This window comes from Rhodospirillaceae bacterium (assembly GCA_002746255.1).
GTDB lineage: Bacteria > Pseudomonadota > Alphaproteobacteria.
Map to the genome: position 1 here is coordinate 45,367 of NVWO01000005.1, position 21,528 is coordinate 66,894.

The following is a 21,528-nucleotide window of genomic DNA, read 5'->3' on the forward strand; positions in this document are numbered from 1 at the left end:
GCTTATGCTTACCGGCCTTTCCATCCGGAACTTCGTTTTAATCGATCGGCTGGACCTTTCCCTTCATAAAGGCCTTTGCGTTTTTACCGGCGAGACCGGTGCCGGAAAATCCATCCTGCTGGGCGCAATCGGGCTTTCCCTTGGGGAACGCGCCTCGCCAACGTTGCTTCGCCCCGGCACCAAACAGGGAAGCGTCGCGGCAGAATTTCTTCTGCCCCCGGACGACGCAACCCAGGCGAACCCGACACGCACCCTCCTTGCCGAAGCCGGCCTTGCCGAAGCCTGCCTTGCCAATGAGAGCCGCCAGTTGATTCTACGGCGTGTGTTTTCAGCCGACGGCAAAAGCCGCGCCTTTATCAACGACACCCCGGTCAGCGTTTCCACCCTGCAAACGCTTGGTGCCAGCCTGGTTGAAATTCAGGGACAGTTCGAAAACCGGGGCCTTCTTAACCCCGCAACCCATCGCAAAGCGCTGGATTTATTTGGCGATTACGACGCCCTGCAGCACAAAACCGCCGCCGCCTTCAACGCCTGGAAACAGGCGGAAGACGACCTGGCCGAAGCGCAAAGGACACGTCAGGCCGCCACCGCACAGGAAGAAAATTTGCGCCAATACGCCGACGAGTTATCGAGCCTGGCCCCACAACAGGGCGAGGAAAAGACCCTCAGCGAAACGCGCGAATGGCTTCGTCACGGCGAGCAATTGGCCGAAGCCCTGCAACAGGCAAAGACGGCGCTGGGCGCTGAGAAAAGCGTCGAAGACGCCATCGGCCTTGCCCGGAAAAGTCTGGAGCGGCAGGCGGAAAATGCCAAAGGAAATTTCGACCCCATTCTGGAAAGCCTTGCCAGCGCCGCCCTCGAAATCATGGAAGCCGAAAATGCCATCGCCCAGCTTGGCGACGCGATGGAGGCCGACCCGGGGCGTCTCGATGAGGCCGAAGAACGCCTGTTTGCCTTGCGTGCCGCCGCGCGCAAACATGGCGTCGAGGTGGATGCCCTGCCCCGCCTTTACGACGAGTTTAAAGCCACCCTTCAGGCCCTTGAAGTGGCGACGGAGAGTTTGCGTCAATATGAAATTCGGGTTGCCAAAGCGCGCGAAGCCTATCTGCAAACGGCCAGCGAGCTTCGCAAGGCCCGCAGCCACGCAGCAAAGCGTCTGGACCAGGCAATCGGCAAGGAACTCGCCCCCATCAAGCTTGAAAAGGCCATCTTCCGAACCACGCTTATGCCTCTGGAAGAGGCGCGCTTTACGGAACAGGGCATGGATCGCATCGTCTTTGAAGGCGCGATGAATCCCGGCACCCCCTTGCGGCCGCTTGCAAAAGTCGCCTCGGGCGGCGAACTGGCCCGGCTGATGCTGGCCCTGAAAGTCGTGCTGTCACACGCAAACCCGGTGCCGTCCCTGATTTTTGATGAAGTCGACAGCGGCATCGGCGGTGCCGTCGCCACGGCGGTCGGCGAAAGGCTGGCGCGGCTGGGAAACGGCCTGCAAATTCTTGTCATTACCCATTCCCCCCAGGTGGCGGCCATCGGCGCGCATCACTGGCGCGTACACAAATCGACTACCAAAGCGGGCAGCGTGACGAACGCCGAGAAACTTTCCAAAAAAGGCCGCCGCGAGGAAATCGCCCGCATGCTGGCCGGTGCCGAGGTAACGGACGAAGCCCGCGCCGCCGCCGATCAACTGCTTCGGGCACAAAAGCCATGAAGCGACACGCGTCTGAAAAACCGGTGGACGCGCTAAGCGAAGCAGAAGCGGCAGCAGAACTGGCCTGGCTGGCGCGTGAAATTGCATCCCATGACGAAGCCTATCACGGGCGCGACGCGCCGCTTGTCGCCGACGCCGAATATGACGCCCTTCGCCAGCGCAACGCGGCGATTGAAAAAGAATTCCCCGGCCTTGTCCGCACCGACAGCCCGTCAAAGCGCGTTGGCGTGACGGCGGCGGAAGGCTTTGGCAAAGTTTCCCATTCAATCCCGATGCTGTCCCTTGAAAATGCCTTTGACACAGAAGACATCACCGCGTTCTTCGACAGCGTCCGGCGGTTTCTGGGGCTTGCCGCCGGCACCGTCATCGAGGCCACTGCCGATCCAAAAATCGACGGCCTTTCGGCGGCGCTTCACTACAAGAATGGCACGCTTTCTCTGGGCGCGACGCGCGGCGACGGCACCACCGGCGAGGACATCACTAAAAACCTGCGCCAGATTGCCGACATTCCAAAGACGCTTGAGGGAAAAAATATCCCCGCCATGTTGGAGGTCCGGGGCGAGGTTTATATGGCGCGCGAGGATTTTCTAAAACTGAACGCGGCCCGCAAGAAGGCAGGGGAAGCTCCCTTCGCCAATCCGCGCAACGCCGCCGCAGGCTCGCTGCGCCAGCTGGATTCTTCAATCACGGCAACGCGCAAACTGCGCTTCTTCGCCTATGGCTGGGGCCAGACCAACGCACCCCTTGGCAAAACCCAGCGGGAAGCAATGATGCGGCTGAAACAATTCGGCTTTCCCGTAAATTCTGAAGCCATGCTTTGCAAAAACGACGGCGCAACCGATGCCTTCTACGAAAAAATTCAAGCGACCCGCCCCGACCTTCCTTACGACATCGACGGCATCGTTCTGAAAATCAACCGGCTGGACTGGCAGGAACGACTGGGCAGTGTCAGCCGCGCGCCACGCTGGGCCATTGCGCGTAAATTTCCAGCCGAACAGGCCGAAACCATCCTGCGTGATATCCAGATTCAGGTGGGCCGCACCGGCGCGCTGACCCCCGTTGCCGTACTGGAACCAATTACCGTTGGCGGCGTCGTCGTCAGCCGGGCGACCCTTCACAACGCCGACGAAATCGCGCGCAAGGATTTGCGCGTCCATGACCGCGTCGTCATCCAGCGTGCCGGCGATGTCATTCCGCAAATCGTTCGCGCCATCAAGGAAAAACGCCCGGACGGCACGACGCCATTTGATTTTCCCAAAAAATGCCCGGACTGCGGCAGCCTTGCCATTCGCGGGGAAGGCGAAATCATCTGGCGCTGCACCGGCGGGATGATCTGCCCGGCCCAGGCCGTGGAACGGCTGCGCCATTTCGTTTCGCGCAACGCCTTTGACATCGAAGGGCTGGGGAAAACACAGGTGGCCGCCTTCTGGAAAGAAGGCCGCATCAAAGACCCTGCCGATGTTTTCCGCCTTAAAGCGATGGATTCCAAACAGAAAGCGCCCCTTGCGGATTGCGAAGGCTGGGGGGATTTGAGCGCGAAAAATCTTTTTAAAGCCATCGCCGCCAGACGGGAAATCACGCTCGAGCGGTTCATCTACGCCCTTGGCATCCGCCGGGTCGGTGTCGCCACGGCGCGTCTGCTGGCCAAAAATTATGAAAGCCTTTCAAACTGGCGGGCGGCAATGGCAACAGCAGAAAACCGCGAAAGCGCTGCCTATCAAGCCCTTCGCGACATCGACGGCGTTGGCCCGGGCGTTGCCGACGATGTCTTGAGATTCTTCGCTGAGCCGCGAAATGCCGCCATGCTGGACGCCTTAGCCATGGAATTGCGCGTCAGCGACTTTGTGGCACCAACAGCTTTGTCTGAAATTACCGGCAAGACGATCGTCTTTACCGGCAATCTTGAAAAAATGACACGCGCCGAAGCAAAGGCACGCGCTGAGGCGCTGGGCGCAAAAGTTGCCGGCACCGTTTCGACCAAGACGGATTTTGTTGTCGCCGGGGCCGCCGCCGGGTCCAAGCTGAAGAAAGCAGAGGCCCTTGGGGTAAAAATTCTGGACGAAGCGGCGTGGCGGAAACTGGCCGGGCAGGAAGCCCCTTAAATCGGCTGGGTTGCCGCCTTCAACCAATCGCGTTCGGACGTACCCAGAAGCGGCGACAAGGTTTTAAACACGCGCGCATGGTAAGCGTCGAGCCAGGCCGTTTCCGCCGGGTTCAGAAGCGCCGCGTCAATCAAAGAACGATCCATCGGGGCCAGCGTCAGGGTTTCAAATTCCAGAGCCGTCCCATCGCCGGCAAGACCCACCCCGGCCACCACAACCACAAGCAGATTTTCGATGCGAATGCCATAGGCCCCCGCCTTGTAATAGCCGGGTTCGTTCGAAAGGATCATGCCGGGACGCAAGCCCACGGCATTGGGCCGTTTTGAAATTCCCTGGGGGCCTTCATGAACGCCAAGATAGCTTCCCACCCCGTGGCCGGTGCCGTGATCATAATCCAGACCAATTTGCCACAAGGGGCCGCGAGCCAGCGCGTCCAATTGCGAACCCGTCGTCCCTTCCGGAAACCGCGCCTGGGCCAGGGCGATATGGCCCTTGAGCACACGCGTGAAACGGTCGCGCTGTTCGTCATTTGGGATACCAATGGCAAGGGTGCGCGTTACATCCGTCGTGCCGTCAAGATATTGCGCGCCGGAATCAACCAGATAGAGCATGCCCGGCGCAAGGTTGCGATCCGTTTCCGGGCTGACCTGATAATGCACGATGGCGCCATGGTCGCCGCCCCCGGAAATGGTCGGAAAGCTTAAATCCTGAAAATATTCGCCGTGGCGGCGAAATTCTTCAAGGGCATCGGCGGCGGAAATTTCCGTCAAGCGACCCTTCGGCCCTTCTTCGGCAAGGAAGCTTAGAAAACGAACCATTGCGACCCCATCGCGAATGTGGGCCGCGCGTGCGCCTTCAAGTTCGACGGCATTTTTGCACGCCTTGCCAAGGGCGCACGGGTCCAGCCCTTCGCGGACAGACGCCCCCGCCTGGCGCAGACGGGCATCGACCCAAACGGGCGTGCTGCGCGGATGGCAAAGGATGGTGCGCTTTTCCCGGCCAAGCTTTGCCAGCACATCCGCCAAATCGCGCCTTGGCTTCACGCAAACGTCCGGTCCAAGATGGGCGCGCAGGTTCGAGGAAAGCTTTCTTCGATCAAGGAACCAGTCGAGGCTGCCATCGCGGTAAAGGATCGCGAAGGAAAGCGGCAGCGGCGTGTGCGCCACATCGCCACCGCGCACGTTTAACAGCCAGGCGATCGTTGCCGGTTGCGACAGAAAGGCTGCGTCTGCGTCCCCAAGGGAAGCCGCGATTTCCACGCGCTTCGCCGTACTTTCACGACCGGAAAAACGCAAATCATGGGCCCGGACCGGCGAAAGTGGTGGCGGCGGCCGGTCTGCCCAGATGCAATCCACCGGATTTTCTTCGCAGGCAACAAGCGTCGCCTTCGCCACCGCGCAGGCCTTTGAAAAGGGCTTTAGACCGGATGCCGTCAGCAACCAGGGGTCAAAACCGATTTTCATGCCGGGTTCAAGCGCCGCCTGCAACCATTTCCCAGGTGGATTTTCGATTAAATGAAGAGGCGTGAAGCAATCCGGATCGACCTGTTCGCGGACCTGCAGCGTGTAGCGCCCATCAACAAAGATTGCCGCCTTCGCAGGCAAAACAACGGCGAAACCGGCAGACCCTGTAAAGCCGGTGAGCCAGGGAAGGCGGGCAGCCGCACGGGGAATGGTTTCGCCCTGATATTCATCCTCCATTGGCACGAGAAAGCCGTCCAGTTTCTGGCGCGCAAGTTCCGCCCGCAACGCATCGAGGCGACCGGATGTCACTGGTGTTGATTCTTCCCGTGCGAAACTGGTGCGCGTTTCCGTTTCCATAGAAAGCAGGGCGGCGCGTAAATCTGGCGGCGGCGGCGAAGGCAGCAAGGCAAGCCAGGCGGTTGCATCGATCCCACGAGGCGCCGCCGCCACCCCGGCCACAAGATCGCGGATTTCCGCCGTGGATGCGCGCAGCCCCGCCTTTTCAAGCAAAGGCGTCAGCGGGTCTACGCCTGCCATTTTTTCCGCTTTTTTCAAACTCTTAGCCCTGGTGCCAACGCCGGAACGCTTAGGCCGCCGTTACGAAACTTGCCATGACCTTTTTTCGTCCGGCCTTGTCGAAGAAAACATCCAGCCGGTCGGATTCCGCCGCGCGCACAAGCCCATAGCCAAATTTTTGATGAAAGACGCGCGCGCCAACAGCAAAAGCCGATGCCTCACTGGCAAGCTCGCGGCTTTTTCCTTCCACCACGCGATTGCGGTCCGCGCGATGACCACCCTTGCCCTTCCAGTGATAGCCGGATTTTGCTTCGCGAAGCCCGCGCGCACCGCCGCCACCCGCGCCGCTGTAAATGCCCGTCTCGCGATCCACCTCGACATGTTCGCCCGGCAGTTCGTCTAGAAAACGCGAGGGCACGCTGCTTTGCCACTGATTGTAGATGCGACGGTTCGCGGCATAAGACAGATAGATGCGCTTGCGCGCTCGCGTCAGGCCGACATAGGCCAGGCGGCGTTCTTCCTCAAGGCCGTTCTTGCCCCCTTCATCAAGGGCGCGCACATGGGGAAACACCCCATCCTCCCAACCGGGCAGGAAGACGGTATCGAATTCAAGCCCCTTGGCGCTGTGCAACGTCATCAGGCTGACCATTTCGCTGCCCTCGCCGCCCGCTTCCTTGTCCATGACCAGGCTGACATGTTCGAGAAAGCCGGGCAGGTCTTCGAATTCTTCCAGCGCCGCCACCAGTTCTTTCAGATTTTCAAGACGGCCCGGCGCATCCGGCGATTTGTCCTTCTGCCACATTTCCGTATAGCCGGATTCGTCCAGAATAAGTGCCGCCAATTCGCCAGCCGCCATCCCATCGAGAAGCCCGCGCCAACGGCTGAAATCTTCCAGAAGCCCGGCCAGGGTTGCCCTGGCCCGTGGTTTCAGTTCGTCCGTCGTGACCAGCCGGGAGGCCGCAATGGCAAGGGACACCGATGCCGCGCGCCCCAATTGATGCACCGCCTGCAACGTCGCCGCCCCGATGCCGCGCTTGGGCGTGTTGACGATGCGCTCGAAAGCGAGGTCGTCTTCGGGCTGAACCAGCACACGGAAATAGGCGATCGCGTCGCGAATTTCCTGACGTTCGTAAAAACGCAGGCCACCGACGACGCGATAGGGCACGCCAAGGGTAAGAAACCGTTCCTCAAATTCACGGGTTTGAAATCCGGCGCGCACCAAAATGGCCATTTCGTTCAGGGAATTTCCCTTTCGATGCAAATTTTCAACGTCGTCGCCGACAAGGCGCGCCTCTGCCTCGCCATCCCAGACGCCGCGCACGACCGGGCGCTCGCCCTCTTTATCCTCCGTCCAAAGCTCTTTGCCGAGGCGGCCCGTGTTTTTGGCGATAAGGCCGGAAGCCGCACCCAGAATATGGTGGGTTGACCGGTAGTTGCGTTCAAGTCGCACGACCTTCGCACCAGGAAAATCTTTTTCGAAACGGAGGATGTTGTCGACTTCCGCCCCCCGCCAGCCATAGATCGACTGATCGTCATCGCCGACGACGCAAATGTTCTGGTTCTCCTTCGCAAGCAGCCGAAGCCACAGATATTGCGCGACGTTCGAATCCTGATACTCATCGACAAGCAGGTATTTGAAGCGTTGCTGCCAGGTCGCAAGCACGTCTTCATGGCCCGTGAAAAGGGTGAGGCAGTGGAGAATCAAATCGCCGAAATCGACGGCGTTCAGCGCCTTTAGCCGCTCCTGATAATGGGCGTAAAGCTGAATTCCCTTGCCATCGGCAAAATCGGACGCGTTGGCAGCAGGCACTTTGTCCGGCGTCAGGCCGCGATCCTTCCAGCGCTGGATCACATTGGAAAGCACCCGCGCCGGCCAGCGTTTTTCATCCAGATTGGCCGCCGACAACACCTGCTTCAAGAGGCGCAGCTGGTCGTCCATGTCTAAAATCGTAAAGCTTGATTTCAGGCCGAGAAGCTCGGCATGCCGCCGCAGAATCCGGGCGCAGATTGCATGGAACGTCCCAAGCATAAGCCCTTCGGCAACGGGGCCGATAAGCGTGCTCACGCGCGCCTTCATCTCGCGCGCCGCCTTGTTCGTAAAGGTCACGGCCAGAACCTGGCCCGGAATAGCCTTGTGGGTCATCAGAAGATGCGCAATGCGCGCCGTTAGCACGCGCGTCTTTCCCGTGCCCGCCCCGGCCAGCACAAGCAGGGGGCCGTCAAGGGCTTCCACCGCCTGACGCTGTTCCGGGTTCAAACCAGCCAGATAGGGCGCGTCCAAACCAGCCGGCGACGGAATGGGGATTGTTTCTGCCATGTCCAGTTCTGTCATGCCTTCTTATACCCCATTCTGCCGTCTGGTAACGTCATCCTGGCACCCCCTCAGGAAGTACGCTTTCTTTTCAGCGCGATGTGGCGACCTACGGCATCAGGGACCGGCAATTTTGAATGGGCCTGAAGAATTTTTTCGAGGCGCCCAAGCACGTCTTCCGGGAACGGTACGGCGGCTCGTTTTGTCATATCGACATGAACGGCCATCAATTCCTGAGTTGCCGAAAGATATTCCGGATCGGATTTGTGAAGTTCAAAGAAAAGATGGATGCGTTTTTCGTCATAACCGAGAAGCCGGACGGTGACATGGATGGGGTCGCTCAGGCGAAGTTCGCGCTTGTAAACGACATGGGATTCGACCGCAAAGACGGAACGCTTGTGAGCCTTCACATATTCCGGCCCGACCCCGATGCGGGTCCACCAGAGATCCGTCGCATCGTCAAAGGCGCGTGTGTAATAAGCAACGTTCATATGGCCGTTAAAATCAAGCCAGCTTTCCGCGACCTTGCTGTGAAAGTCACAAAATGGCGCTTGAATCGTCTCGTCGCTCGTCGCGTTACTCATGGAATTCCCTTTTTACGTTGCCGGCGGATGCAAATTACTTGCGCTCATAGGACAGGTTTTGCGCAAGGGTGAATTCGGCCTGTTCAACCGTGACCCCCTTGCGTCTGGCATAATCTTTAACCTGATCGCGCCCAACACGCCCAATGCCGAAATATTGGGCGTCTTCATGGGAAAAGTAAAAGCCCGAAACCGAAGCCGCCGGCAGCATGGCGTAGCCGTCCGTCAGCTGAATGCCGGCGCGTGGCGTTGCCTCCAGCAGGTCGAAAAGCGCTTCTTTTTCGCTGTGGTCCGGACAGGCCGGATAACCCGGCGCCGGGCGAATGCCCTGATAGCCCTCACCAATCAGCCCGCGATTGTCCAGGTCTTCGTCCGGCGCATAGGCCCAGAATTCCTTGCGCACGCGTTCATGCAGACGTTCGGCAAAGGCTTCGGCCAGACGGTCGGCCAGGGCGCGCAAAAGGATGCCGTTGAAATCGTCCAGTTCGCCGGCAAACTGGCTGAGCCTTTTTTCAATCCCGACCCCCGCCGTCACCGCAAAAACACCGAGATAATCGGCAACGCCGCTTTCCTTTGGGGCAACAAAATCCGCCAGGCTGAAATTCGCCCTTCCTTTCGATTTCGCCATCTGCTGACGCAGAAAATGAAAGGTCGTGCGCATTTCCTTTCGCGTGTCGTCTTTATAAATTTCAACGTCATCGTCGTGGACAGCGTTCGCCGGAAAGAACCCGAAGACGCCTTTTGCCGTCAGCCAGTTTTCAGCAACGATGCGGTCCAGCATCGCGTTCGCATCCTTGAACAAGTCACGCGCCACCGCGCCCACTTTTTCATCCTTGAGAATAGCGGGATAGGTGCCTGCAAGCTCCCAGGTGCGGAAAAACGGCGTCCAGTCGATGCGCGGAACCAACTCGGCCAGCGGATAAGCATCCAGGGTTTTCAAACCCAGAAAAGCGGGACGCGGCGGCGTTGTTTTTGGCCAATCGATCTGAAATTTTGCCTTGCGAGCCTCGTCGAGACGCAAGCCCGTGCCGCGTTCGCCTTTCGCCTGGTGACGGGCGCGCAGGGTGTCGTACTCCGTCTTGATCTCAGCCACAAAAGCGTCCCGCCTGGTCGCGCTCATCAGGCGGCTGACGACGCCAACGGCGCGCGATGCGTCGAGCACATGGACCGTTGGCGCAGCGCGATAGCTGGGCGCAATCTTCACCGCCGTATGAACCTTTGATGTGGTCGCACCACCGATCAGCAACGGCACGGTGACGCCTTGCCGCTCCATTTCCGTGGCGTTGATCGTCATTTCTTCCAGGGAAGGCGTGATCAGCCCGCTTAGGCCAATAATATCGACCTTTTCTTTTTTTGCCGCCTCTAGAATTTTTGCGTAAGGGACCATCACGCCAAGGTCCAGCACTTCGAAATTGTTGCATTGCAGGACAACACCGACGATGTTTTTTCCAATGTCGTGGACGTCCCCCTTGACGGTTGCAAGCAGGATCTTTCCTTTCTTCGCCACACCATCGCCGCCTTCCGCTTCGATGAAGGGGAGCAGATGGGCAACCGCCTGCTTCATGACGCGGGCGCTTTTTACAACCTGGGGCAGGAACATTTTTCCGGAACCGAAAAGATCGCCGACGATGTTCATGCCGTCCATTAACGGTCCCTCAATCACCTCAATGGGGTGCGCTTTCAAAAGGCGAGACTCTTCCGCATCGGCGACGATGTAATCCGTCAGGCCCTTGACCAGGGCGTGGGCCAGACGCGCGTCAACCGGCGCGTCCCGCCAGGAAAGGTCTTCCTTGTTTTCCCGCGCTGCGCCCTTGACCGAGCCGGCGATTTCAAGAAGGCGTTCCGTCGCATCCGCCCGCCGGTTCAAGATGAGATCCTCAAGGCGTTCGCGCAAATCCGGCGCAATCCCCTCATAAACAACCAACTGCCCCGCATTCACGATCCCCATGTCCATGCCGGCCTTGACAGCGTGGTAGAGAAAAATCGCGTGCATCGCCTCGCGCACACCGTTGTTGCCGCGAAACGAGAACGAGACATTGCTGACGCCGCCGCTTGTCAGCGCGTGGGGCAGCGTCGCCTTGATCTCGGCGATGGCACCGATGTAATCGCAGGCAAAATTGCGATGGACGTCGATCCCCGTGCCAATGGGAAAGATATTTGCATCGAAGATAATGTCTTCGGCCGGGAACCCCACCTGTTCGGTCAGGACGCGGTAAGAACGCGTGCAAATTTCGACCATGCGCGCCTGGCTGTCCGCCTGGCCCTTTTCATCAAACGCCATGACAATCACAGCCGCGCCATAGCACCGGATCGCGCGCGCAATTTCGACAAAGGCCGCCTCGCCTTCCTTCAGGCTGATCGAATTGACGATCCCCTTGCCCTGAATGGATTTGAGGCCAGCCTCAATCACGGACCATTTCGAGGAATCGACCATGACCGGCACACGCGCGATGTCCGGTTCCGCCGCCACCATGCGCAGAAAGGCCCCCATGGCCGTTTCCGCCTCCAGCATGGGGTCGTCCATGTTGACATCGATGATTTGCGCGCCGTTCACCACCTGGCCGCGCGCAACGTCAAGGGCGGTGTTGTAATCTTCGTCGCGAATAAGCGACGCAAAACGCGCCGAACCAGCAACATTTGTCCGCTCACCAACGTTGACGAAGCCCGTGACCGGGCCAAGGGTCAGCGGCTCCAGCCCGCTTAGGCGGCAGCGCTTTTCAATGTCGGGGATTTTTCGGGGCGCGACATCGGCGACCGCCGCCGCCATGGCGGCAATGTGGTCGGGCGTCGTTCCACAGCAACCGCCAATGAGGTTCACCAGGCCGCTTTCGGCAAATTCCTGCAACTGGCCGGCCATCTCGTCCGGCGTCGCATCGTAGCCCCCAAACGCATTGGGAAGGCCCGCATTTGGATGCGCGCTGACATAGGTGCCGGCAAGGCGGGCGATTTCCTGAATATGGGGACGCAATTCCTTTGCCCCAAGTGCACAATTAAACCCGATGGCCAGCGGGTCGGCATGGGCGACGGCATTCCAGAAGGCCTCCGGCGTCTGGCCGGAAAGGGTGCGGCCCGAGGCATCCGTAATCGTGCCGGAAATCATCACCGGCAGGCGAAACCCTTGCGCCGCAAAACGCCGCAGCACGGCAAAGATCGCCGCCTTTGCGTTCAGGGTATCGAACACCGTTTCGATCAAAAGCAAATCGGCGCCACCGTCGATCAGGCCCCTGGCCGCTTCGTCATAGGCCGCCACCAATTCATCAAAGGTGACGTTGCGAAAGCCGGGATCGTCCACCTTTGGCGACATCGACGCCGTGCGGTTCGTCGGGCCGAGAACGCCAGCCACAAAGCGCGGCTTTTCCGGTGTCTTCGCCGTCATCGCCGCCGCCGCCTCACGCGCAATGGCCGCACCTTCGCGGTTCAACTCGTAAACAACGGATTCCAGCCCGTAATCGGCCTGGGCAATCGCCGTTGAATTAAAACTGTTCGTTTCAATCAAATCGGCGCCAGCTTCCAGATAGGCGCGGTGAATTTCACTTAAAATGGCCGGCTGGGTCAGGCTCAACAAATCGTTGTTGCCTTTGAGGTCGATTTTGGAATCGCAAAAACGCTCACCCCGATAGCCGGCCTCGTCCAGATCATAGCCCTGGATCATCGTCCCCATCGCCCCGTCAAGCAGGAGGATGCGTTGGTGCAGCAGATGGGTCAGTTCATCCGTGCGGTCCCTGGAAGGGTTGGTCATGGGGTTTTCTCCGCCTGGGGCGATGGCCGTGCGCCAAGGACGTGGCTGATCGCGTACGTCAAATCGGCCCGGTTCAGGGTGTAAAAATGAAACGCGTCGATGCCTTGCGCCTGCAAAAGCCGGCATTGTTCGGCCGCGACCGTCGCACCAACCAGTTTGCGCGTTTCAGGATCGTTCTCCAGCCCCTCGAACAGCTCGCAAAGCCAGGATGGAACCGTCGTGCCACACATGGCGCTGAAACGGACAATCTGAGCGAAGTTCGAAACCGGCATGATGCCGGGCACGATGGGGACCGTAATACCCGCGTCACGCACCCGATCGAGAAACCGGAAATAGACATCGACATCGAAAAAATATTGCGTGATGGCACGCGACGCGCCCGCATCGATTTTTCGTTTCAGATTGTCCAGATCCGCCTGTTCGCTTTTCGCTTCCGGGTGGGTTTCCGGGTAGGCGGCAACGGAAATTTCAAAATCCGCGATGCGCTTTAGACCATCGACCAGATCGGCGGCATAGGCATAGCCCCCGGCGTGGGGAACATAGCGCGGCGCCCCTTCGGGCGGATCGCCGCGCAGAGCGACGATATGGCGAATGCCAGCCGCCCAATAATCCCGTGCCACCGCATCGACTTCTTCCCGCGTTGCGTCAATGCAGGTGAGATGGGCCGCCGGTTCCAAATCCGTTTCGCGCTGAATGCGGGTGACGGTTTCATGGGTGCGCTGCCGGGTGCTGCCGCCGGCGCCATAGGTCACCGAGACAAAACGCGGATGCAGCGGTGCCAGCCGCAACACGGTTTCCCAGAGTCGGGCCGTCATTGTCTCGGTGTTGGGCGGAAAAAACTCGAAGGAAAGTTGCGGTGCCGGATGACGGGTCGGCACGAAGGGAAGCGGTCCCGACGGACTTCCATGGATCGTCATGCCGCCCTCCCATGTTTGATAGCCGTATCCGCCGGAGCGACGGCATTCCAAATGGCAACCGTAAGCGGGTCGCCCGGCAAACTTCGCCTGCGCCCCGGCTTCAGGCCGGCCGCCGCGCACCATTTTTTTATTTCCGCGTCCGGAAATCCCAGGCGGCGATGGGCATGGGCGTCGCGCAATTTTTCCAGGCCATGGGGCATGAAATCAACGATGATTAACCGGCCCTCCGGCCGCAACACCCTCGCTGCCTCGCGGATCACATCTGCCGGACGGTCCGCGTAATGGAGAACCTGGTGCACGGTCACAAGGTCATAGGATTTATCCGGTAATGGCAACTGGTACATATCCGCCTGGCGAATTTGACAATGGGAAAGCCCGGCCCTCTCAAGATTGGCCCGGGCAATGGCCAGCATTTCACAGGATAGATCAATGCCAAGCGCGCTTTCAACATAGGGCGCAAAAACTTCAAGGATGCGCCCGGTGCCAGTGCCAATATCGAGAAGATTGCGCCGATGGGCCACCGGAACGCTCCGGCAAAGCTCCAGCATCGCCTCCTCAACCCGCGCTTCCGGCACATGCAGCGAGCGAAGCGTTTCCCACTGGCCAGCATTGCGCCGGAAATAATCGGCGGCAAGTTTCGCGCGCGCGCATTTCACATCCAGCGAGCGGTCGCGGTCGCGTTGCAGTTCCGCGTCGTCGGGCAACAGCGCCACGATATGCGCCGCCAGATCCGCCAGCGCGCCTTTCGGCGCCAGCCGATAGAAGGTCCAGCTTCCCTCGCGAAAACGCGCGAGCAGTCCGGCATCGGACAGCAGGCGCAGATGGCGTGAAACTCGAGGCTGGCTCTGACCCAGAATCTGGGTGAGCTCGCTAACCGCCCATTCGCCAGCGGCACAAAGGGCCAGCAGGCGAAGCCGCGTCGGCTCCGCCACGGCACGCAAGCCCCCAAGCAACCGGGCAAGGCTTTCCATTTTGGCAGGATTTTCCATGGTTTCCCTTCGGCCAATGCCTTGCAAGGCAACGGCAAGCAAGGTATATAAATATATCTTTATACCTTTATCAAGAAAAACCTGCTGGGGTGACTTTTATAAAAAAAAGACCCCTCTTATAGAACGCAGCCTGTTTAAGAAATGTTTAGCCGCGTCACCCCTACAATCCAGAACCGATCGGGGAACTGGTAAGGAACTGGTAAGGAACTGGTAAGGAAAAGTTGGTTGATTTCTATACGGCAGTGCGTAATCTTTGCCGCCAACATCGAGACAGTGCAACCAAATCCCAGAAGGGGGCGCCAAAACCGCGCCGCAAGCGATGCTCTCAAACCGTCTTTTTCGTCTTAGCTTATTTTCCCTTTTGTTTGTCTTTCTGATCGCCGCCAACAAGCCTGCCATGGCAGCGGATGAAGAGAAGACGTCGGACTTTATCAACGCCCTTGCAACGAGCACCCTCGATTCCCTGACGGAGCCGACGCTGGAGGATGCTGTGCGACAGGCACGCTTCCGCGTGTTGTTTCGGAAAAATTTCGACTTGCCGATCATCGCCCGTTTTGTCCTCGGACGCTATTGGAAGCAGGCGACGGATGCCCAGCAGGTAGAATTTCAGACCCTGCTGGAAGACTACATCGTCCTTTCCTATTCCGGGCGCTTTAAAGACTATGGTGGCGAGGCCTTCGAGGTAAACGAGGTTCGGGCGGATGGAAACAAAGACACCATCGTCTATACCCGCATTGTGCGGAAAAAAGCCTCGCCCGTGCGCATTGACTGGCGGGTACGCCAGCCAAACGATCACATGAAAGTCATTGACGTCGTCATCGAAGGGTTGAGCATGTCGCTTACCCATCGCAACGAGTTTGCCGCCGTCATTCAGCGCGCCGGCAGCGGTGTTGATGGGCTGATTGAACTGCTTCGCACAAAGACCGAAGGCGTGAACCGGGACGTTTCGACCGGCTCCTGACGGGGTTGGCAAAACGCCCACTCGATCCAGGCGAGGGAAGCGTTGGAATATGCGATCCATCTATTCCTCCTTCTTGTGGCGGCCCGTGTTTTTGGCCGCCTCGCGCAACGCTTCGGACAGCCTTCTTCCGTCGGTGAAATTTTAGGCGGCGTTGCCGTCGCCTTTCTGATTGCCCCCCTCTCAAAAGATTTCCCGATCCTTCTGGACCTGACCCACGGACCGGCGATTACCATCGCCAGCGAAGTCGGTATTTTCTTTCTGCTGCTTCATACGGGCATCGAAATGCAGCCGAAGGAAATGTCCAGCCACACGAAGGAATCCATTGCCGTGGCGATTGGGGGCATGGCGCTTCCCCTTCTCCTTGGCTTTGCCTTTGCCTTCATGCTGTTGCCGGAATCGCCCTGGAAGCAGACACAGGCGCTTGTCATCGGCGTGGCCCTTTCCATTTCCGCAATCGCAGTGGCCGCCCGCATTTTCATCGAGTTTAAGCTGCTCCATCAACCAATCGGCGAAATCGTCGTGACCGCAGCCATTTTCGACGACGTTCTGGGGCTTATCCTTCTCGCCGTCGTGACGAGCATGATAAGCCTCGGGCATCTTCCCGGTCTGGACGCCATTCTCCTTATCGGCCTCAAGGTCGGCCTCTTCTTTTTAGCAACCGGCGTCGTCGGTTATTATGGCTATCCCTGGGTCTGGCGGCAGGTGGCGAAGCTGGCCATTCCAGGCATCCGATTAAGCGTGCTGTTAGCCTTCGGTCTTGCCTTTAGCCTGCTGGCCGAACTTCTTGGCGTGCATTTCATGCTTGGCGCCTTCATGGCGGGGCTTTTTTTCGAAAGCCGGCGGGTTGGCAAAGAAACCTACACACACAACAAGGCATTGATCGGCAACGTGACCAGCGGATTCTTTGCCCCCATTTTCTTTGCCTATATCGGCTGCCAGCTGGATTTGTCGTCGGTTGCAACCATTCCCGGCTTCCTGTTCGGGCTCGTGCTCATCGCCTTTTTCGGAAAGTTGATCGGGGGCGGCCTGCCGGCCTATTGGGTGGGTTTAAGCAAACGCCATGCCTTGGCTGTCGGCGTTGGATTAAGCGGGCGCGGCGGCGTCGATCTTATCGTCGCCAGCATCGCGTTGAAGGCGGGCGTCTTCAGCGTCGCAAATGGCGACCACCCGATCCTCGCCAATCTTTTTTCAGCACTTGTGCTCACGGCAATCATCACGACGTTGCTGGTGCCAATCCTGCTTCGCTGGATCCTGCAGCCATCGTCGAACCTACGCTCAAAGCATTAGCCGAACAGGCCCTCCATGAAGAGCGGGAGCGATTGCGCCTCACGCTGGATCATGTGTTCGACGGCATCGTGACGATCGACGAGACCGGGCTCATCACATCTGTCAATCCGGCCATCGAACAGATGTTTGATCGCAAGGCAGAGGCATGCGTCGGCAAGTCCTTCTTTGAAACGCTTATCCCGACAAGCTATGCGCAGGAAGACGTCCCCACCTATGGCGCGGGCCAGAACGATGCCATTTTGACCCGGGAGAATATTGCAAGACGGAAGGACGGATCGATGTTTCATGTCGATCTGGTCATGAGTAAAATGATGTATCGCGGCGAAGAAACCCGGATCGCCGTTGTGCGTGATATCTCCCAGCAGAAAGCCCTCCAGGCCCAGCTTCACGGCGGCGCGGAACGCTCGGCCTAAGCTTCGTCACCCAGGCGTTTTTCGCGTTTCGCGCATTGGAATGCGCGTTCCAGGCCAAGGCGGTTATGTTAGGATAGCCTGATACCTGAAACGTGGGGGACCATGCTAGAAATTCGTTCCGATTCCATTCTCACCACACTCATTCCCCTTGCCTATCGCAACGTTCCGGTTGCGGTGGGGGCGAATTTTGCAGCCGCCATCGCCGTCGTCATCGCCCTCTCAGGTGCCATCGCGAGTCCGATTCTTACGCTCTGGCTTACCGGAATCCTGTTCGTCTCGATATTCCGTATCGGCCTATGGGTCCGCTTTCACAAAATCCAGATCGATGCCACGAATGTTCGCCTATGGGCACATTGCTTAACGATTGGTGCCGGCGCTGCGGGTGCCCTGTGGGGCCTTGCGGGTGTGTTTCTTTTCGTTCCTGACAACCCCTATCTGCAAACCTTTCTTATCTTCGTCATCGGCGGCATGGCGACCGGATCGCTGGCGGTTTCCGGCCTGCATTTGCCAACGTTCCTCGCGTTCTTCCTGACCAGCTTCCCGCCGATCGGCGTTCGCCTTTTTCTGACCGATACACCTACACATCTGACGATGGCGGCGCTGGTTGCCATCTACTGCATCGTGATTTTCCTCGCAAGCCTGCGCATCAGCAAAACCTTCGCCAAAACCATCTCGCTGCAACAGCACCTTCACGCCATCATGGCGAATGTGCGCGACGGCATCGTCACCATCGGCACATCCGGGCGTATCCTGTCCGTCAATTCAGCGATGACCAATATGTTCGGCTATGCGGAAAAGGAATGTGCCGGGAAAAAATTCTTCGGGGACCTCCTCCCAGCCGAATACAACATCGATGCCGCGTCCGAGCAGAAAAATCCGGACGAAGCGTGGCAATGGGGAACGGCCGCCACGCCCCGTGAGCTGGTTGCAAAACGAAAGGACGGCAGCACCTTTCTGGCCGATGTCGCGACAAGCAACATGACCTATGCCGGAAAAAACATGCACATTGCCATCCTGCGCGACATCACCGAACAAAAGGCCGTGCAGATTCAGCTGCTTCAGGCGTCGAAACTTGCCACCCTTGGGCAGATGGCGGCCGGTATCGCCCATGAATTGAACCAGCCTCTGAACGTGATCGGCATGGCGGCCGAAAATGCACGCATACGAAAACAGGCCGACGAACCAAGCAAAAAATATACGGAAGAAAAACTTGCGCTTATTGCGCAACAGGTCGAGAAGATGGGAAATATTATCAACCATCTTCGGGCCTTCAGCCGCCTCGACGAAAAGAGGTTGGAAAGCTTTGATCTGGAAATCGCCGCAAACCGGTCCGTGCAGCTGGTCCAGGATCAGCTTCGTATCGACAACATCCAGCTTCATGTCCAGCCTTCGCACGGCCCCTTCCTTGTGATGGGACACCCAAACCAGGTTGAACTGGTGCTTTTGAACCTTCTGAACAATGCGCGGGACGCTATTGAGAAAGGCCGCGAGCAAACGCCAGCCCCCAAAGAAGGCCGGATCGATGTCGAAATCCGCGCCGACGGCCAGGATCAGGTACGCATCCGGGTTTCCGACAATGGCCCCGGCATCGCAGCCGAAGACCTCAACCGGATCTTTGATCCATTTTTTACGACGAAGTCGGTCGGCAAGGGGACCGGCCTGGGCCTCTCCATCACCCAGGGCATCGTCGAGGCGATGGGTGGACAGATTGCCGTCACAAACACCGCAACGGGCGCATGTTTTGAGGTTAGACTTCCCCGCACGCCAGATTCGAAAGCTGGCAAATACCCAAACAATCGGACAAAGAAAGAAAAGACAGCTTCATGATGGCAAATCGCAAATCGATTCTTATCGTCGACGATGACCCGCTTCAGTTAAAAGAGCTAACGGAATTTCTCTCAACACTGAACGTCGATTGCCTGCAGGAGAAAAACGGTTACAGCGCCATCCACTGCATTAAGAAACATCACCCGGATCTTGTTCTTCTCGACATCAAGATGCCGGGTCTGGACGGGATCGAAGTCGCCCGGCTGATCAAAAAGCTGCGCCCAAGTCCTTCCATCATCCTCATGTCCGGCCATGCCGATTGCGTAAGAGACGCCAACAACGCCGGTCTCAAGGTTTTCGGCATCCTAGACAAGCCGATTCCGCTTCGTGCCTTAAAGCGATTCGTCGAACAGAAATTGTTGAATTAGTCCCAAATGGCCGCCGATCTAACCGGCGGCGTCTTCCGCCTCTTTCACCGCCCGGCGATACGCCCGATCCGAGACATAGGGCCCATGCGCCGGAAATTCGGAAAGCCTGGCTTTGACGATCCCGCCGCCATGGGGCAATTCCTTCAGATAGCCCCCGTCCCGGCCGATCAGCGGAATAACGCGTTTCCAGCGTGAAAAAACGCGCCTGGCAGAAAGCGACTGATTGCTGGCATATTCCTTTTCCTGCGGGTCCTGTTCGAAAAGATATTCATGGGCCGCAACAAATTCCCGAACGAAACTGCGGTTGACTGTCGAAAAATTCGAAATCACCCAGCAACGGTCCTCGAATTCCCAGAAACAGGCAAGGCCGATAAAGTCCCCTTCCCGCGTAATGTAGGGATAAAACGGGAAGGCGCGGCAGGCGATTGTGCGGTTGTCGCGCTCGCAAAAACGCGCACCTTTGCATTCAATCGCCGTGCATTCATCCGACGCGTCCGCAACGATGTCACGCGTGACGGCGTCGTAAGGTTTAAAGCGGTGCCACAAATCGGTTCGCGACTTTAACAGCTTCCATTCCGATTTATGCGCAATCGGCACGGCCGCATCCGTCGAACAGCAGACCGGGGAGCCGCCATTCAACGGCGCACATTTCTTACCGCAGTCGTACCGCGAAATCGACGCCTGAAACCGGTCGTAAACATGCTGGAAATTCTCGGGCAGGAGTTTTTTCGACTTTGCCATGCCCGGAACATATCAAGTCGCACGCAAGACGCAAATGGAAAGGGACAAAGGAAGAGGGCGGCTCTTTACAGAGCCGCCCAATGTGAAAATCGCCAGAACCTTGGCTATAGAAACTTGCCTTGTTTACGTAACCACCCGGCATGCATTGCCCTTGGCGATTTCCTCTCCCATCTCACAGACCGGGCAGACAGGCCGGAGGGAACGCCAACCGACCTTTCCGCGACGCAGCTTGAGGAACCGCATCACGGAAATTGTTTCTTGTCCCGGAAGACACAGGCTGGGGGACTTGGTTGCAAATGCCCGGCCCCCCGGGACAAGATGTGGGCTTGAGAGGCACACATTCCTTTGATGCCACGCCCACCCCAAAAGTTACAAAGACACATTTGGGAGCCACGTTCCGGGGACAGGGTCAAGGATCCGCTTCAATGGTACCGGGGTCTGGGATAGATTGTCGCCCATGAGCGGCACCCCTTCTCGCCACCACCGAGCAGCCCGGTCGCCTTCGCCGGAGGAACGTCGCCTGATCCAGGGCCTGCGCGCGGAAGACCCTGGCAGCTATGGCGAACTTCTCAATTGCTATGGCGGGCGGATGCTGGCCGTCGCCCGGCGGATCATGCAAAACGAAGATGACGCTCAGGACTGCGTTCAGGAAGCCTTTCTACAAGCGTTTCGCAAGATCGATACGTTCGAGGAACGGGCCTCGCTCGGCTCCTGGTTGCACCGGATCGTGGTCAATGCCGCGCTGATGAAAATCCGCCAGCGCAAGCGACGCAAGGAAACGCCGCTTGAGGACCATCTCTGCGAATTCGATGCGCAGGGCAGTCGCAAAACGATGGCACCAGAACTTGTCACGGTAATGGAAGGCCACCTGGAAAGCCTGGAAATCCAGGCCATGATCCGCCAGGAAATCGCCGCGTTGCCAACGAATTTCCGTAACATTATCCTGCTGCGCGACATCGAAGAATATGACACAGGCGAAACGGCAACCCTTTTGGGGCTTTCCTTAAGTTCCACAAAAACACGCCTTCACCGGGCCCGGGCAGCGCTGAAAATACGGGTCGAAAAACAGCTCGCTACGAATAGCGCACCCGGCCGGAAAGGCATATAACGAACATGCAAATTTATACATGGATGAAACAATGCAATTGACACCAACCTGCCAAGAGTTGGACGCGTTCATTGTCGATTATATTGAGGGCAATTTACCGATCTATCGGCGCCTGATTTTTTTCCTACATCTTGGCCTGTGCTCGAAATGCCGCACCTATCTTTGCAGCTATCGAGAGCTGATCGCGTCAAGCAAAAACGCCTATTCGGAAACCGCCGAACGGTCGGAAATGCCGCAGGAACTGAAGCGCGCAATTCTGGCCAGCCGCAAGAACAAGGCCTGACCGGCGCGCATGCCTGACGATGCAACGCCGCCGCGCCCCCAAATAGGTCAACATTCAGCAACCTGTTTTTGTGGATAACTTTTGCTGCACCGCATGCCGCAAAGCTTCATGTGCCCGATTAAAGGGACTTTTCCATTTTGCATTGCGGTCGCATGAAAAAATTATGATTCGACAAAGGGCACCGTTCCGGCTGACCCTTTCCCGAAGCCGACTT

At 58.2% G+C, this 21,528-nt stretch carries 16 protein-coding genes; 9 read left to right on the plus strand and 7 right to left on the minus strand.

All coding sequences use genetic code 11. The annotated features are described in order from the left end of the window. Nucleotides 1-4: 4 nt before the first annotated feature. The gene (gene recN / locus COA65_04635; protein ID PCJ60120.1) at nucleotides 5-1,708 is read left to right on the plus strand and encodes a DNA repair protein RecN; all 1,704 of its coding nucleotides are present in this window, start codon (nucleotides 5-7) and stop codon (nucleotides 1,706-1,708) included. Beyond that, entirely contained in the window at nucleotides 1,705-3,810 is a 2,106-nt protein-coding gene (locus COA65_04640; GenBank protein ID PCJ60121.1) for a DNA ligase (NAD(+)) LigA, read from the plus strand. Before recN ends, COA65_04640 begins: the two co-directional genes overlap by 4 nt. Here COA65_04640 and COA65_04645 read toward each other — a convergent pair. From COA65_04645 to COA65_04670, 6 genes are read right to left on the minus strand one after another with little or no spacing between them, the layout of a single operon-like run. After that, on the minus strand, nucleotides 3,807-5,810 hold the full coding sequence (locus tag COA65_04645; protein ID PCJ60186.1) for an X-Pro aminopeptidase: 2,004 nt from the start codon (nucleotides 5,808-5,810) through the stop codon (nucleotides 3,807-3,809). The two genes, COA65_04640 and COA65_04645, sit on opposite strands and share 4 nt — an antisense overlap. 49 nt (nucleotides 5,811-5,859) lie before the next feature. Further along, nucleotides 5,860-8,121, minus strand: coding sequence for a DNA helicase II (locus tag COA65_04650; GenBank protein ID PCJ60122.1), 2,262 nt, complete (start codon nucleotides 8,119-8,121; stop codon nucleotides 5,860-5,862). Nucleotides 8,122-8,171: 50 nt separating this feature from the next. Further along, complete coding sequence (locus tag COA65_04655; GenBank protein PCJ60123.1) at nucleotides 8,172-8,684, minus strand: thioesterase; 513 nt, start codon at nucleotides 8,682-8,684, stop codon at nucleotides 8,172-8,174. 34 nt (nucleotides 8,685-8,718) lie between these two features. Then, nucleotides 8,719-12,420, minus strand: coding sequence for a methionine synthase (locus COA65_04660; protein ID PCJ60124.1), 3,702 nt, complete (start codon nucleotides 12,418-12,420; stop codon nucleotides 8,719-8,721). Then, nucleotides 12,417-13,337, minus strand: coding sequence for a methylenetetrahydrofolate reductase [NAD(P)H] (locus tag COA65_04665; GenBank protein ID PCJ60125.1), 921 nt, complete (start codon nucleotides 13,335-13,337; stop codon nucleotides 12,417-12,419). The genes COA65_04660 and COA65_04665 overlap by 4 nt, the downstream gene beginning before the upstream one ends. After that, complete coding sequence (locus tag COA65_04670) at nucleotides 13,334-14,308, minus strand: ArsR family transcriptional regulator (protein PCJ60187.1); 975 nt, start codon at nucleotides 14,306-14,308, stop codon at nucleotides 13,334-13,336. Before COA65_04670 ends, COA65_04665 begins: the two co-directional genes overlap by 4 nt. Nucleotides 14,309-14,645: 337 nt before the next feature. On the opposite strand from COA65_04670, the gene COA65_04675 reads away from it, so the two are divergent. From COA65_04675 to COA65_04695, 5 genes are all read left to right on the plus strand, one after another. Then, on the plus strand, nucleotides 14,646-15,287 hold the full coding sequence (locus COA65_04675; protein PCJ60126.1) for a toluene tolerance protein: 642 nt from the start codon (nucleotides 14,646-14,648) through the stop codon (nucleotides 15,285-15,287). 24 nt (nucleotides 15,288-15,311) lie between these two features. Then, a complete protein-coding gene (locus COA65_04680) occupies nucleotides 15,312-16,574 on the plus strand; it encodes a sodium:proton exchanger (protein ID PCJ60127.1) in 1,263 nt (420 codons plus the stop codon). After that, entirely contained in the window at nucleotides 16,325-16,987 is a 663-nt protein-coding gene (locus COA65_04685) for a hypothetical protein (protein ID PCJ60128.1), read from the plus strand. Before COA65_04680 ends, COA65_04685 begins: the two co-directional genes overlap by 250 nt. A 102-nt stretch (nucleotides 16,988-17,089) precedes the next feature. Further along, nucleotides 17,090-18,814 (plus strand): hypothetical protein, encoded by a 1,725-nt coding sequence (locus tag COA65_04690; protein PCJ60129.1) that lies wholly within the window; start codon nucleotides 17,090-17,092, stop codon nucleotides 18,812-18,814. After that, nucleotides 18,811-19,182, plus strand: coding sequence for a hypothetical protein (locus tag COA65_04695; protein PCJ60130.1), 372 nt, complete (start codon nucleotides 18,811-18,813; stop codon nucleotides 19,180-19,182). The genes COA65_04690 and COA65_04695 overlap by 4 nt, the downstream gene beginning before the upstream one ends. A gap of 18 nt (nucleotides 19,183-19,200) precedes the next feature. Here COA65_04695 and COA65_04700 read toward each other — a convergent pair whose 3' ends face one another. Continuing rightward, nucleotides 19,201-19,923: a hypothetical protein gene (locus COA65_04700; protein ID PCJ60131.1), complete on the minus strand. Its 723-nt coding sequence runs from the start codon at nucleotides 19,921-19,923 to the stop codon at nucleotides 19,201-19,203. A 457-nt stretch (nucleotides 19,924-20,380) separates the two neighbouring features. Between COA65_04700 and COA65_04705 the strand changes: the two genes are divergently transcribed. Then, nucleotides 20,381-21,031 carry an RNA polymerase subunit sigma-24 gene (locus tag COA65_04705; GenBank protein ID PCJ60132.1) on the plus strand — a complete coding sequence of 217 codons (651 nt, stop codon included), beginning with the start codon at nucleotides 20,381-20,383 and terminating at the stop codon, nucleotides 21,029-21,031. 19 nt (nucleotides 21,032-21,050) lie between these two features. After that, on the plus strand, nucleotides 21,051-21,314 hold the full coding sequence (locus COA65_04710; protein ID PCJ60133.1) for a hypothetical protein: 264 nt from the start codon (nucleotides 21,051-21,053) through the stop codon (nucleotides 21,312-21,314). Nucleotides 21,315-21,528 lie beyond the last annotated feature (214 nt).

Coding starts and splice junctions, on each gene's coding strand:
- COA65_04645 (PCJ60186.1), bottom strand. CDS start 5,810: ATGGCAGGCGTAGACCCGCTGACGCCTTTGCTTGAAAAGGCGGGGCTG.
- COA65_04670 (PCJ60187.1), bottom strand. CDS start 14,308: ATGGAAAGCCTTGCCCGGTTGCTTGGGGGCTTGCGTGCCGTGGCGGAG.
- COA65_04705 (PCJ60132.1), top strand. CDS start 20,381: ATGAGCGGCACCCCTTCTCGCCACCACCGAGCAGCCCGGTCGCCTTCG.
- COA65_04665 (PCJ60125.1), bottom strand. CDS start 13,337: ATGACGATCCATGGAAGTCCGTCGGGACCGCTTCCCTTCGTGCCGACC.
- recN (PCJ60120.1), top strand. CDS start 5: ATGCTTACCGGCCTTTCCATCCGGAACTTCGTTTTAATCGATCGGCTG.
- COA65_04640 (PCJ60121.1), top strand. CDS start 1,705: ATGAAGCGACACGCGTCTGAAAAACCGGTGGACGCGCTAAGCGAAGCA.
- COA65_04650 (PCJ60122.1), bottom strand. CDS start 8,121: ATGACAGAACTGGACATGGCAGAAACAATCCCCATTCCGTCGCCGGCT.
- COA65_04660 (PCJ60124.1), bottom strand. CDS start 12,420: ATGACCAACCCTTCCAGGGACCGCACGGATGAACTGACCCATCTGCTG.
- COA65_04700 (PCJ60131.1), bottom strand. CDS start 19,923: ATGGCAAAGTCGAAAAAACTCCTGCCCGAGAATTTCCAGCATGTTTAC.
- COA65_04675 (PCJ60126.1), top strand. CDS start 14,646: ATGCTCTCAAACCGTCTTTTTCGTCTTAGCTTATTTTCCCTTTTGTTT.
- COA65_04695 (PCJ60130.1), top strand. CDS start 18,811: ATGATGGCAAATCGCAAATCGATTCTTATCGTCGACGATGACCCGCTT.
- COA65_04690 (PCJ60129.1), top strand. CDS start 17,090: ATGCTAGAAATTCGTTCCGATTCCATTCTCACCACACTCATTCCCCTT.
- COA65_04710 (PCJ60133.1), top strand. CDS start 21,051: ATGGATGAAACAATGCAATTGACACCAACCTGCCAAGAGTTGGACGCG.
- COA65_04655 (PCJ60123.1), bottom strand. CDS start 8,684: ATGAGTAACGCGACGAGCGACGAGACGATTCAAGCGCCATTTTGTGAC.